Annotated in this window: 14 protein-coding genes; 7 read left to right on the top strand and 7 right to left on the bottom strand. The window is 66.4% G+C overall.

Annotated elements, in window-relative coordinates; all coding sequences use genetic code 11:
* Positions 1-551: 551 nt before the first annotated feature.
* The 7 genes from IE157_RS04300 to rpmH all read right to left on the bottom strand — a co-directional run bounded on the left by IE157_RS04300 (position 552) and on the right by rpmH (position 4,947).
* Positions 552-1,412: a ParA family protein gene (locus IE157_RS04300; RefSeq protein ID WP_404820565.1), complete on the bottom strand. Its 861-nt coding sequence runs from the start codon at positions 1,410-1,412 to the stop codon at positions 552-554.
* Positions 1,413-1,673: 261 nt separating this feature from the next.
* Positions 1,674-2,264, bottom strand: coding sequence for a 16S rRNA (guanine(527)-N(7))-methyltransferase RsmG (rsmG, locus tag IE157_RS04295; RefSeq protein ID WP_064845522.1), 591 nt, complete (start codon positions 2,262-2,264; stop codon positions 1,674-1,676).
* Between the two features lie 137 nt (positions 2,265-2,401).
* The gene (locus IE157_RS04290; protein ID WP_193519204.1) at positions 2,402-2,944 is read right to left on the bottom strand and encodes a Jag family protein; all 543 of its coding nucleotides are present in this window, start codon (positions 2,942-2,944) and stop codon (positions 2,402-2,404) included.
* Positions 2,945-2,957: 13 nt separating this feature from the next.
* Positions 2,958-3,938: a membrane protein insertase YidC gene (gene yidC, locus IE157_RS04285; protein WP_064845485.1), complete on the bottom strand. Its 981-nt coding sequence runs from the start codon at positions 3,936-3,938 to the stop codon at positions 2,958-2,960.
* A complete protein-coding gene (gene yidD, locus IE157_RS04280; RefSeq protein ID WP_064845486.1) occupies positions 3,935-4,372 on the bottom strand; it encodes a membrane protein insertion efficiency factor YidD in 438 nt (145 codons plus the stop codon). The genes yidC and yidD overlap by 4 nt, the downstream gene beginning before the upstream one ends.
* A 67-nt stretch (positions 4,373-4,439) precedes the next feature.
* A complete protein-coding gene (gene rnpA, locus IE157_RS04275; protein WP_193519203.1) occupies positions 4,440-4,781 on the bottom strand; it encodes a ribonuclease P protein component in 342 nt (113 codons plus the stop codon).
* A 28-nt stretch (positions 4,782-4,809) separates the two neighbouring features.
* The gene (gene rpmH / locus IE157_RS04270; RefSeq protein WP_035962803.1) at positions 4,810-4,947 is read right to left on the bottom strand and encodes a 50S ribosomal protein L34; all 138 of its coding nucleotides are present in this window, start codon (positions 4,945-4,947) and stop codon (positions 4,810-4,812) included.
* Between the two features lie 459 nt (positions 4,948-5,406).
* Between rpmH and dnaA the strand changes: the two genes are divergently transcribed.
* The 7 genes from dnaA (at position 5,407) to IE157_RS04235 (ending at position 16,189) form a co-directional block, all read left to right on the top strand.
* Positions 5,407-7,035, top strand: a complete 1,629-nt coding sequence (dnaA, locus tag IE157_RS04265; protein WP_064845487.1) for a chromosomal replication initiator protein DnaA — start codon at positions 5,407-5,409, stop codon at positions 7,033-7,035.
* Between the two features lie 598 nt (positions 7,036-7,633).
* Positions 7,634-8,758 (top strand): DNA polymerase III subunit beta, encoded by a 1,125-nt coding sequence (gene dnaN / locus IE157_RS04260; RefSeq protein ID WP_193519202.1) that lies wholly within the window; start codon positions 7,634-7,636, stop codon positions 8,756-8,758.
* Between the two features lie 4 nt (positions 8,759-8,762).
* Entirely contained in the window at positions 8,763-10,010 is a 1,248-nt protein-coding gene (recF, locus tag IE157_RS04255; protein ID WP_193519201.1) for a DNA replication/repair protein RecF, read from the top strand.
* Positions 10,007-10,600, top strand: a complete 594-nt coding sequence (locus IE157_RS04250) for a DUF721 domain-containing protein (protein WP_193519200.1) — start codon at positions 10,007-10,009, stop codon at positions 10,598-10,600. The genes recF and IE157_RS04250 overlap by 4 nt, the downstream gene beginning before the upstream one ends.
* Before the next feature lie 239 nt (positions 10,601-10,839).
* Complete coding sequence (gene gyrB, locus IE157_RS04245; RefSeq protein ID WP_193519199.1) at positions 10,840-12,909, top strand: DNA topoisomerase (ATP-hydrolyzing) subunit B; 2,070 nt, start codon at positions 10,840-10,842, stop codon at positions 12,907-12,909.
* 74 nt (positions 12,910-12,983) lie between these two features.
* Entirely contained in the window at positions 12,984-15,710 is a 2,727-nt protein-coding gene (gene gyrA, locus IE157_RS04240) for a DNA gyrase subunit A (protein ID WP_193519198.1), read from the top strand.
* Positions 15,707-16,189: a DUF3566 domain-containing protein gene (locus IE157_RS04235; protein ID WP_035962792.1), complete on the top strand. Its 483-nt coding sequence runs from the start codon at positions 15,707-15,709 to the stop codon at positions 16,187-16,189. Before gyrA ends, IE157_RS04235 begins: the two co-directional genes overlap by 4 nt.
* The last annotated feature ends 5 nt before the right edge of the window (positions 16,190-16,194 follow it).

Here is a 16,194-nt window from a genome sequence, read left to right as displayed (position 1 = left end):
TCAGCGTCGGCGCCTGATGCCTCGGTCTTGTTGCTCTTCGTCGCGGTCTTCTTGGGGGTTGCCGTCGCCCGTGGAGTTGCCTCCTGGCGATCCTCGTCGGCAGACTTCAAGGCGAGGGTGGCCCGTACCCCCTTGGCAGTACCGGCTTTACGAGACGAGCTCCGACCGGGGGTCTCGGTCGCGCCGCTTCGAGAGGACTGATTGCCACTACTTGCGGTCTCCCCAGGGTCGACCGCCGGCGGTGTCGTTTGCTCCTGGGCGTCCCCGCTGGGGATGAGAGCGCCTAAACCGCGCCCGAGACCACGACGTCGTTCTGCCACGATGAATTCCTCCCGGTGGTGATGGTGTATCCATCGTAGTCAAGAACGGATCGTTCATATGACCCATTCACCGGCGGTAACCGCGCGCCTGACATCAGATTGCCCCGGATGTTTCACGTGAAACATCCGGGTCATGATGGAAAGATCTATTAGCGCAGCGTTTTGCGACCTGGCGCCCGCCAGCTCCAACTACGCAGACAGGGGCTGCATTGTTCGCGGTATCGGAGATGCCTACTCGGCCGCACCGGATCCACGGCTGGCCAGTTCCGCCGCAGCCTCCAGGTACGACAGCGCTCCGGTGGAACTGGGGTCGTAGGTGATGACGCTCTGCTGATAACTCGGTGCCTCCGAGACACGAACCGACCGGGGGATCATGGTCTCCATGACCTCCCGGGGGAAGTGCTGCCGGACTTCGTCGGCCACCTGCGACGCCAGGTTCGTCCGCCCGTCGTACATCGTCAGCAGGATGGAGGACACCACGAGCTTCGGATTCAGGTGCTTCTGGATCATGGCGATGTTGTTGAGCAGCTGGCTCAGCCCTTCGAGCGCGTAGTACTCGCACTGGATGGGGATCAGTACCTCCGTCGCCGCGACGAACGCGTTGATCGTGAGCAGACCGAGACTGGGCGGGCAGTCGATGAACACGTAGTCGAGTCGGGGGAGTCCTTGCTCCTCGCGCGACGTCGCGTACTCCGCCAGAGCCCGCTGCAATCGCTGTTCACGAGCCACCACGGACACGAGTTCGATCTCGGCACCGGCAAGGTCGATGGTGGCCGGGAGGACCCACAGGTTGGACACCTCGGGGGACTCCTTGACCACCTCGGCCACCGGAACCTCGTCGATGAGCACGTCATAGACGGAGTCCGCATCCGCACCGTGGGGAATCCCGAGTGCGGTGGACGCGTTGCCCTGCGGATCGTTGTCCACGACCATCACGTTCTGGCCCTGCTGCGCGAGCGCCACGGCGAGGTTGACCGACGTACTGGTCTTCCCCACACCACCTTTCTGATTGCTGATGGTGATGTAGCGCGTGTTCTCGGGGCGGTCCAGGTGCACGTTCTTGAGCTTGGCGCGGCGCTTATTCTCTTCCACGAGTTTCCTCCCCAGGGCGGTATCCGCCACCGCGTCTTGTGCCGTCACTCCTGCTTGACCGTCTGTTTCACGTGAAACATGGCGTCCGCGATCAGGAACAACTTTTTTTGTTTGCGAAATTGGATCAGGCGGCAATCCGAAGTCGTGTCCACGGGTAGGTCCTGCTGTGGGCCGTTCCGGCTCGGTCATCGACTGTCCCTTCCGTGACTGGTGCGGTGCTCCTAGTAGCTTATCGACAAGGCCGCACCGGCAACGACGGATTCACAGCACGAGCCGGACCACCGTGGTGGGTTCCTCCAGGAGGTCCTCGCCCACGGTCACGACCTCCGAGGACCGGACCCCGAAACGATTGAACTTCTTGCTCGCCTTGCGCAGTTCGTCCTGGGCGGAGCGTCCCTTGAGCGCGAGCAGCTCACCGGAACCCTTCAACAGCGGCAGGGTGATGTCCACCAGACCGATGAGCGCGGAGACGGCTCGGGCCGTGACCACATCCACCGGGCCCACCTCGTTCTTTGCCTGCTCGGCGCGCGCCCGCAGCACACGGACGTTGTCCAGGCCGAGATCCGCCACAATCTCCTCTAGCCACGCGACACGGCGCTCCAGCGGCTCGATCAACGTGATGGACAGATCGGGCCGGGCGATCGCGAGGCACAGGCCGGGAAGGCCGGCCCCCGAGCCCACGTCCGCGACGTGAGCATTCCGCGGGATCAGGCTCTCCACCACTGCGCAGTTGAGTACGTGACGTTCCCACAATCGCGGGGCCTCACGGGGGCCGATCAGTCCACGGACGATGCCCGAGGACGCCAGGTGCTCCGTGTAGCGCCGCGCCAGGTCGAGGCGGTCATCGAAGATCGTGCGCGCTGCGGTCTCGTGCTCACCGAGCTCGGGGGCTGGCTGGGGCTCGGGAGCGGGACGCGACGCGCCCTCGGCGCCCGACCCGTTCTTGTCCTGCCCGGACGCGGCGGGGTGCGGGGTGGAACGCGACACGGTCACTGAGCCGCCGAGACCACGATGTGGCGCCCGGCGCCGTCGCCCTCGGACTCGGAGACCAGACCAGCGTCCGCGACGGCGTCGTGGACGATCTTGCGCTCGTACGGGGATAGCGGGGGCAGGTGCACGCTGCCGCCCTCGGACTCGACCTTGGCCACGGCGTCCTGCGCCATCTCGCGCAGCTCCGAGGCTCTCTCGTCACGGTGCCCCGCGATGTCCAAGATCAACCGGCTGCGCCGCTGCGTGGCGCTGAGGACGCACAGCCGCGCGAGTTCCTGCAGCGCCTCGACCGTCTCGCCGTTCTCGCCCACGAGCTCTCGCAGAGGGGAGTCGTCACCGTCCTCCGCGACCACGGAGACGTACGTGCGCCCGTCCCGGACCTCGATGTCGATGTCGCCGTCGATGTCCGCGGTGTCGAGGAGCTCCTCGATGTAGTCCGCGGCGATCTCACCCTCCTCCTCGAGGGGGGAGAGCTCGGGGGTCTGCGTCTCGGCGGGCGCGTCCTGCGAGGGCAGCTGCCGCTGTTCGTCGATGTCGTTCATTGGGTGCGACCTCTCAGCCGTTCTTCTTAGCCTGTTGCTTCTGGCGCTTCTTGGACACGGGCTGCTGACGCTGGCCCGCCGCCGCGCGTTCACGCTGCTCCTCGAGCTTCTCCTCGTGCTCCTTCTTGGTCATGCCCACCGGGGGCAGACCCTTGGCCGCACGGCGCTCGTTGAGTTCACGCTCCGCCTGGGACCCCTTGGTGGGGTTGTTGCGGATGACCCACCACTGCTGGCCCATGGACCACAGGTTCGAGACTGTCCAGTAGATGAGCACACCCAGCGGGAAGTTGATGCCACCGATCGCGAAGATGAGCGGGAACAGGTAGAGCATCATCTGCTGCTGGCGGTACATGGGCGATTCCTTGGCGGCATCGCTCATGTTACGCGCGGTCAGCTGCTTCTGCGTGATGAACTGTGTGGCACACATGGCCACGATCATGACGATCGCCAGCACGATGGTGGCCATGTGGTTGCCCGCACCCGGCTGCATCAGGGTGGAGAACAGGGGAGCGCCGAAGATCGTGGAGTCGTTGAACTGGTGGACCAGCTGCGGCGTGAGGACGTGGATGGACTCGTTGTTCTGGGCGGCCTGCGGGACCGAACGCAGCACCTGGAACAGCGCGAAGAAGATGGGCATCTGCACGATGATCGGCAGGCACGCCGCGAACGGGTTGGATCCGTGTTCCTTGTACAGGGCCATCTGCTCCTCGGCCATGGCCTGGCGGGAGAGCTGGTCCTTCTTGCCCTTGTACTTGGCCTGCAGCTTGGCCATCTCCGGTTGCAGTTCCTGCATGCCGCGCATGGACTTGATCTGCTTGAGGAACAGCGGGATGGTCAGTGTACGCATGACCAGGGTCAGGCCCACGATGCACAGCACCCAGGTGACACCAGAGGCCGGATCCATCCCGAGGGTGGTGAACAGTTCGTGGAACACCCACAGCACGGCGGAGACGATCCACCTGAAGGGAAAGAGAATAATGTCGAAGAAGTTCATCGAGCGTTGGCTCCTTGAGCCGCGTGGTCGTCACGGGCCGGGCAGTCGTGCACGTGGTCGCGCACGAGGGTCGGGTGGTTGAGCAGAACGATTTTGGGGGTCGAGGCCACGGAGGGGAACTCCCGACCGCCGCTCGGGACCCTATCGATCCCGCCGGCCGCCCACGGGTGGCAGCGCAGCAGACGTCTGACGCTCAGTCCCAGTCCGCGCACCGCGCCGTGCACGGTGAACGCCTCCAGCGCGTATGCGGAACAGGAGGGGAAATACCGGCACACGTCTCCGTACAGCGGGGAGACAATCGTGCGGTAGAGCTTGAGCAGGGCGATGCAAAGATTCTGCGGAAGATGCTTCATGGTGCGCACGAGGCCACCGCCGGGGTTGTACTCGTGCGGCGCGCGCGCGAGGAGTTGCTCGGGAGACGGACGTGATGTCACGTGCGGGCCTCCTTCTCGACTCTGTACAAGCAACGTTACGGCATCCGCCGCGTACGCAACGGGGAGGTCATCGCGCCTTGCGCAGCGCGGCATGCAGGGCGTCGCGGTAGTCACGCCCCAGTTCGTCCCACCCTGCCGCGGCGGCCGCGGGCAAAGCACGGACGACGATGTCGAGCCCGGCCGGGTGTTCGCGGACGGTCACGGCAGCGAGTTCACGCAGGCGGCGCTTAACCTTGTTCCTGGCCACGGCGTTGCCCACCGCCTTGGAGACGATGAACCCCACGCGGGACGCCTGCTCCGTGGTGCTTCGCACGGATACGACGACGTTCCGGCGGCCACTGCGGGCGCCGGAACGTACGGTGTCTGAGAACTGCGCCGAGGTCCGCATCCGATGCCTGGTGGGCAGCACGATGCGAACCTCGCGAGTTGACGATGAGTCAGGCCGACAGGCTGGCGCGGCCCTTGCTGCGGCGGGCGCCGATGATGGCGCGGCCGGCACGGGTGCGCATGCGAGCACGGAAGCCGTGCTTGCGAGAGCGGCGGCGGTTGTTGGGCTGGAAAGTCCGCTTGGGCATTAGTCACTCCACGAGGTTGGACAACGGCGCGCCAACTGCGACGGATCACAGGGGACGCACGCGGTACGTATTTGGGGGCATGCGGACGCGCAGAAATCGCAATCCTACACGCACAAGACTGATTCACAGTAGTCAAAAGGGCCACACCGGTCAAATTGCCGCACACTACGATCGGCGGTCCGGTGGGCTGCCAGACGGGCGGCCGCGTCTCTCCACAAGTGTGTACACCGCCCCCCCGGGAGCATGTGGAAAAGCGCCGGATCACACCCCGCCAGAGCAAGTTATCCCCAGGTGGGAACTACACAGTTGTAGTTCTGTGCACCGGCTCCGACGGGCTATGTCGAGCCCGGAACCATGCTCTAGGCTGAGGTTTGCGGCCGCCCCCACGAGGTTATCCACCGCTGTGTACAAGTCTGTGGAAAACTGGGGCTTCCCCGTATCTCACGTCAGGAGTCGTTCATGCAGCAGGACAACAGGGCTTTGCTCGAGCAATGGGCAGAGTGCGTCCGCGTCATGAACGAGAACCCGCGGGTCACGGGGCGGGCACGCGGGACCATCGCGGTGTGTGAACCCCGCGGCCTGATGGGCACCACGCTGCTGATCGCGGTCCCGAGTGAGGCCACGCGGGAATTCCTGCAGAACCGCCCCATGTCCGAGATCCTGGACGAGAGCGTGGGCCGGGTTCTGGGAGCGGACACGCTCGTGGCATTCGTCGTGGACCCCGAGCTCGAGGTCCAGCCGCCCACCACTCGCGCCGCGACCGACGCGCGGTCCTCCGACCGCACCATCCCCTCGCTCAACGAGCTCGAAGCCGAACGTACGCCCGGACTCTTCCAGCCTGCTCCCGGCCGCGATGCGCCGTCGGGCGAGAGCGTCCCGCGCTCCCCGGCCGGCCTGGCAACCACCGAGCCCGGCGACGGCGCCGGCGAGTACGACGATCTGCCCCCGCGCCGCCTACCCGAAGCCGCGCCCCCGGGGCCGCAACAGCGCGAGGTGCTCAGCACCGGCAACGGTTCGGACACCAGCCCGGCGGATTCGGAATGGGACAGTTCCGCCCGACTGAACCCCAAGTACGTCTTCGACTCCTTCGTGATCGGCCAGTCGAACCGGTTCGCCCACGCCGCAGCCTTCGCGGTCGCAGAGACCCCCGCCAAGGCATATAACCCGCTGTTCATCTACGGGGATTCGGGTCTCGGCAAGACCCACCTGCTGCACGCGATCGGGCACTACGCCAAGCGGCTCTACCCCAAGCTGCGCGTGCGGTACGTGAACTCGGAGGAGTTCACCAACGACTTCATCAACTCCATCCGCGACGACGAGGGCTCGTCCTTCAAGGGCATCTACCGCAACGTGGACCTGCTGCTGATCGATGACATCCAGTTCCTCGCGGGCAAGGAGCACACGCAGGAGGAGTTCTTCCACACCTTCAACGCGCTGCACAATCACGAGAAGCAGATCGTGATCACCTCGGACATGCCGCCCAAACAGCTCACGGGCTTCGCCGAGCGGATGCGCTCCCGCTTCGAGTGGGGACTGATAACCGACGTGCAGCCGCCCGAGCTCGAGACCCGGATCGCGATCCTGCGCAAGAAGGCAATCAGCGAGGGGATGGACGCCCCGGACGATGTCATGGAGTACATCGCCTCCCACATCTCCACCAACATCCGCGAACTGGAAGGGGCGTTGATCCGGGTCACGGCCTTCGCGTCCCTCAACAAGCAACCGGTGGATCTCCCGCTCGCAGAGCTCGTGCTGAAGGATCTGATCACCGACGACGGGGGACAGGAGATCACCGCGGCCTCGATCCTGGGGCAGACCGCCGCGTTCTTCAACATCACCCTGGACGAGCTGAAGTCCAAGTCCCGCACGCGCACCCTGGTGACCGCGCGCCAGATCGGCATGTACCTGTTGCGGGAACTCACGGACATGTCCCTGCCCAAGATCGGTCAGGAACTGGGCGGGCGGGACCACACCACGGTCATGCACGCGGACCGTAAGATCCGCACGCTCATGGCCGAACGCCGGCAGATCTTCGATCAGGTCACGGAGCTGACCAACCGGATCAAACAACAATCGCGCGAGGGCTAAGACCCGCCCCGATCACGCGACACCCGGAGACGGGCCCTCGGAACACGGTTCCGGGGGCCCGTTCTTCTTGTGATTCGTCCACAGGCCGAGCCCGCGGATCCACTGCTTTCGCCGCCCACGGTGCACAGGAAAATCCGGGGGTGTGGACGCGCTGTGCACAGTCCTGTTCAGGGCCGTGTGGAAAAATCTGTGGACAACCCCGAACAGGCGGTGGACAACCGCCGCGCGTCGGTGGGCGAGCCTGTGGAATCCGCGGAATCACGCGGAAGTTGTGCACTCAGCAAGCACAAGGCAATCCACAATCATCCACACCGGATCAACACCCCCGAACCGCGGGATTGCTGAGGAACAGGCAGTTATCCACAGAGTCCACAGGGGTTATTAACACTTCTACCCCTTAAGAAAAGATCGACCGAATAACAAAAATCCGGTTCTCCCCCGCCGAACGGGTCCCCGGGATCTCTGTAATTACAAGAATCCAGGAACCGCCACGGGCGGATCCTGCCCGAACCTGACGATCCGGGGTTCGGATGACGTCCCCGCGGCCGGATACCATGCAGACAAAACACTTCGGTTCCGAACCAAAGAGGGGCACCCCGTGAAGTTCTCGGTCGAGCGCGACGTACTGGCTGAAGCAGTCACCTGGACTGCCCGTTCGCTGTCACCGCGGCCTCCCGTCCCCCTGTTGTCCGGACTGCTCATCAAGGCGGAGAACGGTTCGCTGTCCATCGCAAGCTTCGACTACGAGATCTCCGCGCGCCTGACCATCAGCGCGGACGTCTTCGAGGAGGGCACCACCCTGGTCTCCGGCCGTCTGCTCGCGGACATCTGCCGCTCGCTGCCCTCCGCTCCCGTGCAGCTCGAGGCCGAGGGCGGCAAGGTCACCCTCACGTGCCGTTCCGCCAAATTCAACCTCGCGGCCATGCCCGTGGACGACTACCCCCAGCTGCCCGGACTGCCGGACCTGTCCGGCGTCGTGGCCGGGGACGAGTTCGCGCACGCCGTGGCACAGGTCAACATCGCGGCGTCCAAGGACGACACCCTGCCGATCCTCACGGGCATCCGCATGGAGATCGAGGGCGAGAAAATGACCCTGCTGGCCACCGACCGCTACCGGCTGGCCATGCGGGAACTGACCTGGCGGCCCTCCGATCCCACGATCTCCACGGCGGCCCTGATCAAGGCCAAGACGCTCAACGACATCGCCAAGACCCTGGGATCCTCCGGGGACGTGAACATCGCGCTCGCTCAGAACACGGAACTCGTGGGATTCGAATCCGGCGGACGACGCACCACGAGCCTGCTGATCGACGGCGAGTACCCCAAGATCCGCTCGCTGTTCCCGGATCACACACCGATCACCGCCGTGGTGAAGACCTCGGAACTCGTGGAAGCGGTGCGCCGCGTGTCCCTCGTAGCCGAACGCAACACCCCCGTGCGGCTCGCGTTCAGCGAGTCCCGGGTCGCGCTCGACGCGGGAACCGGGGAGGACGCCCAGGCGTCCGAAATTCTGGACGCCCAGCTCAACGGGGACGACATCACCGTGGCCTTCAACCCCACCTACCTCTCCGAGGGACTGCACGCGTTCGACTCCGACTACGTCCGGTTCTCGTTCACGGCCCCTCCGAAGCCGGCCGTGCTCTCGGCCCAGAGCGAGCCCGACGGCGAGGACAGCGTGGACTACAAGTACCTGCTCATGCCGGTGCGTCTGCCCAACCAGTGATCGTGTGTTCGTAGACCACCTGTCGCTCGCCAACTTCCGGACCTACCCCGGTCTGGACCTCCCACTCGCCCCGGGTCTCACGGTGTTCGTGGGACCCAACGGTGTAGGCAAGACCAACATCGTGGAGGCGATCGACTGGGCCGCGACCCTGGGCTCCCACCGCATCTCGGGCAACGGACCGCTCATCACCACGGGATCAGACCAGGCGATCATCCGGGTACGCGTCAACCGCGGGGGACAGCGCACGGTCCTCGAGTACGAACTCAACGCCGCGCGGGCCAACCGCGTGCGGATCAACCGGGCAGCCCCGGTCCGCGCCCGTGAGGCCCTGGGGACCCTGCACACCGTGTTGTTCTCCCCGGAGGACCTGACCCTGGTCAAGGGGGATCCGTCCCACCGGCGGCGGTTCCTGGACGATCTCGCCACGGCCATGCGGCCGGTGCTCGGTGCCGCGCGCTCGGACTACGACCGGGCGCTGAAGCAGCGCAACGCCCTGCTGAAATTGGCGCGGCGCTCCCGGGGGTTCTCGGACTCGGATCGTGCGACGCTCGCGGTGTGGAACGACCAGCTCGCGCGCGCCGGCGCGGCCGTGATGGGTGCGCGGTTGCAGTTGCTCAAGGCTTTGGAGCCCGAGGTGGACCGGGCATACCAACAGCTCACGGACGGACCCAAGCACGTGTCCCTGGGCTACGAGAGCTCGTCCGTGGCACCCGGTGCCGATCAGGAAGCGCTCGAACACTTCTCGGTCACGGACCTCTACGAGCTCATGATGAATGCCTTCGAGCGCATGGCACGTCATGAGCGGGATCGCGGGATCACCCTGGTGGGACCGCATCGGGACGACCTCGTGATCCGGCTGGGCGACACCCCCGCCAGGGGCTACGCGTCCCACGGGGAGACCTGGTCCACGGCCCTGGCCCTCCGCCTGGGCTCGTGGTATGTCCACCTCGCCGACGATCCGGCCCGGGGTTCGGCGCCCGTGCTGATCCTGGACGACGTGTTCGCGGAACTGGACGCGCGCCGTCGACGCCGCCTGGCCGAGCTCGTGCGGCAGGCCGAGCAGGTGCTCGTGACCGCCGCGGTGGACGAGGACCTACCCGCGGCGCTGCTCGAGGACTCGCCCACGGTGATCGAGGTGGAGCCGGGGGCGGTATGGAACCGCGCGGCGTCGTCGGCCGGACCCGAGCCCGAGTCCGGACCCGAGCCCGGGTCCGGCGGGAACCAGAACGCTCCCCAGGCGGAGCAGCCGTGAGCGAGCCCGTGCATCGCGACGTCGTGGACGCGGCGGCCGTGGCCCTGCAACGGGCCCGGAAGGCCGCCCGCGACCGCGGGGACACGCCCCTGTCCAAGGCGGCCGCGGCCAAGAACATGCGCGCCTTCGGCACGGCCATGGAGGAGGGAACGGGCTCCCCGGCATTGCGCGCGCGGGACCGCTACGACGTGGATCCGCGGCAGCTCGGGGGCTTCTCGGGACCGGGGCGTTCCGCGCGGGACCCCCGAGCGCTGTCCACCGTGGTGGACGCGCTGATGACCCACAGGGGCTGGAAGACGCCCGTGAACGTGAGCAGTGTGCTCGCGGACTGGCCGTCCCTCGTGGGGGCGCGCAACGCTGAGCACACGTGGCCCGAGAGTTTCGAGGACACCGTGGTGCGCGTGCGCTGCGACTCCACGGCCTACGCGACCCAGCTGCGGTTGATCCAACCCCAGATCATCAGGAAGTTCTCGGACAAGCTGGGGGAGGGGATCGTCACGCGGCTCGAGATCCACGGTCCCGTGGGGCCGAGCTGGAAACGGGGGCGCTGGTCGGTGCAGGGCAGGGGGCCGCGGGACACCTACGGGTGAGCTGAAATCGTCAAAAACGCGCCAGAAGCGCGCGAGGCGCACCGCACCCCGAAAATGGGTCCACCCTGCGCGGCGGGGCTCCGGGGCGTCTGCGGGCCGTCCAGCGCTTCATGCGGTAGAATGGGAAGCCAAAGATCTTCCCGTCCCGCCAGCCGATGAGCCGCGAGCCGTCTCATCGGCTGTATTCATATGGGTCGGGTGATGATCGCCATCGATTACGCAGGAGGACCGGAGACCCCGTGGCTACAGAGGATCCCCTACAGCACGAGTACGGCGCGAGCGACATCACCGTTCTGGAAGGCCTCGAGGCGGTCAGGAAGCGCCCGGGGATGTACATCGGTTCCACTGGCCCCCGCGGCCTGCACCACCTGGTCTACGAGGTGGTCGACAACTCGGTGGACGAGGCGCTCGCGGGGTACTGCGACCACATCGAGGTGACCCTCCAGTCGGACGGCGGCGTGCGCGTGAGCGACAACGGCCGCGGCATCCCGGTGGACATGCACCCCACGGAGGGCAAGCCCACCGTGGAGGTCGTGATGACCATCCTGCACGCCGGTGGCAAGTTCGGCGGCGGTGGCTACGCCGTGTCCGGCGGTCTGCACGGCGTGGGCATCTCGGTGGTTAACGCCCTGTCCCGGCGTGTGGACACCGAAGTCCGCCGGCAGGGCTACGTCTGGCGGATGAGCTTCGCGAACGGCGGCCACCCCCAGGGTGAGCTCGAACGCGGCGAGCAGACGGACGAGACCGGGACCACCCAGGTCTTCTACCCGGACCCCGAGATCTTCGAGACCGTGGACTTCGATTTCGAGACCCTGCGGGCGCGGTTCCAGCAGATGGCGTTCCTCAACAAGGGTCTGCGGATCACGCTCACGGACGAGCGCGTCACGGACGAGACCGGTGAGGAGATCGCGGGGGAGTCCCCCGTGGACGCCTCCGGTCCGGTCGAGGGACAGGACGGAGGGACGGTCGGCGCGGACGACGCCGCTGTCCACGCCCACGCGGGCGCCCGCCGGGTGGTCTACTGCTACGAGCACGGGTTGCTGGACTACGTCACGTTCCTGAATTCGGCCAAGAAGGTCGATCTGATCCACGACGACGTCATCTCGCTCGAGGTGGACGACCCGGACAAGAAGATGTCCCTGGAGCTGGCCATGCAGTGGACCACGGCGTTCAACGAGTCCGTGCACACGTACGCCAACACCATCAACACCCATGAGGGCGGCACCCACGAGGAGGGCTTCCGCACCGCGCTGACCACGCTCATCAACCGCTACGCGCGGGAGAACAGGCTGCTGCGCGACAAGGACGACAACCTCACGGGCGAGGACGTGCGCGAGGGGCTCACCGCGGTGATCTCGATCAAGCTCGCGGAACCCCAGTTCGAGGGGCAGACCAAGACCAAGCTAGGCAACTCGGAGGCCAAGACCTTCGTTCAGCGCGAGATGTTCGACCTGTTCGGGGCGTGGTTGGAGCGCAACCCCAACCCCGCCAAGGACATCATCCGCAAGGCGATCTACGCGTCCCAGGCGCGGTTGGCCGCGCGCAAGGCACGCGAGACCACACGACGCAAGGGCCTGCTGGAGTCCGGGGGCATGCCGGGCAAGCTCAAGGACTGCTCGTCCAAGGACCCCACGGTCTCCGAGATCTACATCGTGGAGGGTGACTCCGCGGGCGGTTCCGCCGTGCAGGGCCGCGATCCCGCGCACCAGGCGATCCTGCCGCTGCGCGGGAAGATCCTCAACGTGGAGCGGGCCCGGTTGGACCGGGCGCTGTCCAACGCGGAAGTGCAGTCCATGATCACAGCCTTCGGCGCGGGGATCGGTGACGACTTCGACATCGAGAAGGCCCGCTATCACAAGATCGTGCTCATGGCGGACGCGGACGTGGACGGTCAGCACATCACCACCCTGCTGCTCACGCTGCTGTTCCGGTTCATGCGTCCGCTCATCGAGCACGGGTACGTGTACCTCGCGCAGCCGCCGCTGTACCGCATCAAGTGGTCCAACGCGCCGCACAACTACGTCTTCTCGGACGCCGAGCGCGATGCCGCCCTGGCCAAGGGGCTGGCGGAGAACCGCCGGCTGCCCAAGGACAACGGCATCCAGCGCTACAAGGGCCTCGGCGAGATGGACTACACGGAGCTGTGGGACACCACCATGGACCCCGAGCACCGCACGCTGTTGCAGGTCACCATGGACGACGCCGCCGCGGCGGACCAGGTGTTCTCGGTCCTCATGGGCGAGGACGTGGAGTCCCGCCGCGAGTTCATCCAGCAGAACGCGAAGGACATCCGCTTCCTGGACATCTGAGCATGTGACGCCCGGAATATTCTGGCGCGAGTATGAACGATGATCCCGGGGACGAGAGAAGGAAACAGCAACCCATGAGTGACGAGACGCAGGACGGCAACGGCCCCGTGGACCCGCAGGACGCACCCGAGGCCGGCGACGGCGTCGTGACCGACGAGGTGGCGATCACGGGCGACCGCGTGGAGCAGATCGATCTCCAGACGGAGATGCAGCGCTCCTACCTGGACTACGCCATGGCGGTGATTGTGGGGCGCGCGCTGCCGGACGTGCGGGACGGTCTCAAGCCCGTGCACCGGCGGGTGCTCTACACGATGTACGACGGCGGTTACCGCCCCGATCGTTCGTTCAACAAGTGCGCGCGCGTGGTCGGCGACGTGATGGGCAACTACCACCCGCACGGTGACTCCGCGATCTACGACGCCCTGGTGCGACTGATCCAGGACTGGATCATGCGCTACCCGCTCGCGCTGGGGCAGGGCAACTTCGGTTCCCCCGGTAACGACGGCGCTGCGGCCCCCCGGTACACCGAGACCAAGATGGCGCCTCTGGCCATGGAGATGGTCCAGGACATCCACGAGGACACCGTGGACTTCCAGGACAACTACGACGGCAAGCAGCAGGAACCCGTGGTGCTGCCCGCGCGGTTCCCCAACCTGCTGGTCAACGGCTCCTCCGGCATCGCGGTGGGCATGGCCACCAACATCCCGCCGCACAACCTGCGCGAGGTCGCGGACGGCGTGCAGTGGTACCTCAAGAACCCGCACGTGGACCGCGAGACCCTGCTCGAAGAACTCATCAAGCGGATCAAGGGTCCGGACTTCCCCTCCGGGGCGCAGATCCTCGGCCACAAGGGCATCGAACAGGCCTACCGCACCGGTCGTGGTTCCATCACGCAGCGCGCGGTGGTCAGTGTGGAGGAGATCCACAACCGCACGTGCCTCGTGGTCACGGAGCTGCCGTACCAGGTCAACCCGGACAACCTGGCCATCAAGATCGCGGACCTCGTCAAGGAAGGGCGGGTCCAGGGCATCGCCGACATGCGCGACGAGACCTCGGGGCGCACGGGTCAGCGGTTGGTGATCGTGCTCAAGCGGGACGCCGTACCCAAGGTCGTGCTCAACAACCTCTACAAGCACACGCAGTTGCAGGAGAACTTCTCCGCGAACATGCTCGCGCTCGTGGACGGGGTGCCCCGGACGCTGTCCCTGGACGCGTTCGTGCACCACTGGGTCACCCACCAGATGGAAGTCATCGTCCGGCGCACCACGTACCGCCTCAAGCAGGCGCAGGAGGAAGCGCACATCCTGATCGGCCTGCTCAAGGCCCTGGACGCCCTGGACGAGGTCATCGCCCTGATCCGGCGCTCGCCCACCGTGGAGCAGGCACGCACCGGGCTTATGGAGCTGCTCGAGATCGACGAGGCCCAGGCCCAGGCGATCCTCAACATGCAGTTGCGCCGCCTGGCCGCGCTCGAACGGCAGAAGATCCAGGACCGGCACGCCGAGCTGCAGCGGTTGATCGCCGAGTACGAGTCGATCATCGCGTCCGAGGAGCGTCAGCGCGAGATCATCTCGGAGGAACTGCAGGGCATCGTGGACCACTACGGTGACGACCGCCGCACCGAGGTGCTCTACGGCTTCGACGGGGATGTCTCCATGGAGGACCTCATCCCGCAGGAGCAGGTGGTCGTGACCATCACGCGCGACGGCTATGTCAAGCGAACCCGCGCGGACGAGTACCGCGCTCAGCACCGAGGTGGCCGCGGCATCAAGGGCGCGCAGTTGCGCGGCGACGACGTCGTGGAGCACTTCTTCGTGACGAGCACCCACAACTGGATCCTGTTCTTCACGACCCTCGGGCGCGTCTACCGCGTCAAGGCCTACGAGTTCGTGGAGGCCGGCCGGGACGCCAAGGGCCAGCACGTGGCCAACCTCATGGAGTTCCAGCCCGAGGAACGCATCGCCCAGGTCATGGAGCTGCACTCCTACCAGGACGCCCCGTACCTCGTGCTCGCGACCCGCAACGGGTTGATCAAGAAGTCGCGGCTCCCGGACTACGACACCAATCGTTCCGCGGGCGTGATCGCGATCAACCTGCGCGAGAACGACGAGTTGGTCTCGGCCATGCTCGTGAACACCGACGACGACGTCATGCTGATCTCGCGCCTGGGCCAGTCCCTGCGGTTCACCGCTGACGACGACGCCCTGCGCCCCATGGGTCGCGCGACCTCCGGTGTCACGGGCATGAAGTTCCGCCCCGGGGACGAGTTGCTCTCCGCCAACGTGGTCAGCGACGACTCCTACGTGTTCGTGGTGACCGAGGGCGGCTACGCCAAGCGCACGAGCGTCCAGGAGTACCGCGTGCAGGGCCGCGGTGGCCTGGGCATCAAGGTTGCCAAACTCGCCGAGGTCCGCGGTGGCCAGGTGGGCGGGCTGATCGTGGGCGAGAACGACGAGGTGCTCGTGGTCATGGAGAGCGGCAAGGTCGTGCGCTCCAACGTGAGCGAGGTCCCCGCCCGCGGCCGTGACACGATGGGTGTGATCTTCGCCAAGCCGGGTCCCAACGACGCCATCGTGGGGGTCGCCCGCAACGCCGAGCGGGAGATCGAGAAGGAGGTCGCGGAGGAGGATGCCGCCGAGGCCACCGGGCCGAGCGACGTCGCCCCCGGCTCCACGACGGACTCCCCCGAAGCCACGACCGCGGACGTCCCCGCGGGCCAGGACGGTGCCGACGCCGCTGCGCCGGTCGGTGACGACGATGCAGTAGCGTTGGAGCACAACGACAACGGAGGTGACGCATGAGCGCGAGCTCAGCCTCGAAGGCGGGCCAGCCCGTGAAGACTTCTTCCCCCCAGAAGCCGTCCCCGCAGAGCGCCAAGAGCTCCGGCAAGGGACTCGTGCGACCCGCCCCCCGGGCCAAGGTGCGCCGCGCACGGCTCGTGGTGTCCAAGGTGGACACGTGGTCCGTGCTCAAGCTGGCCTTCCTGCTCTCCGTGGCGCTCGGGATCATCACGGTCGTGGCGTCCCTGGTGCTGTGGATCGTGCTGAGCCTCACCGGGCTGTTCGACGGGATCAACGAACTGCTGTCCATGCTCGGCGGCAGCGCCGGGGGAGCGGACATCAAGCGGTTCCTCTCGCTCGGCAACGTGGCCCTGTTCGCCACGATCATCTCCGTGGTCAACGTCATCCTGCTGACCGTGCTGTCCGTGCTCGGGGCGCTCGTGTACAACATCGCGGCGTCCCTGATCGGTGGCATCGGGGTGACCCTGACCGACGACTGATCCCG

Origin of the sequence: Kocuria marina (assembly GCA_014652975.1) — a bacterium.
In the GTDB taxonomy this organism is placed as follows: Bacteria; Actinomycetota; Actinomycetes; order Actinomycetales; family Micrococcaceae; genus Kocuria; species Kocuria marina.
This window is presented reverse-complemented; position numbering and strand designations above follow the sequence as displayed.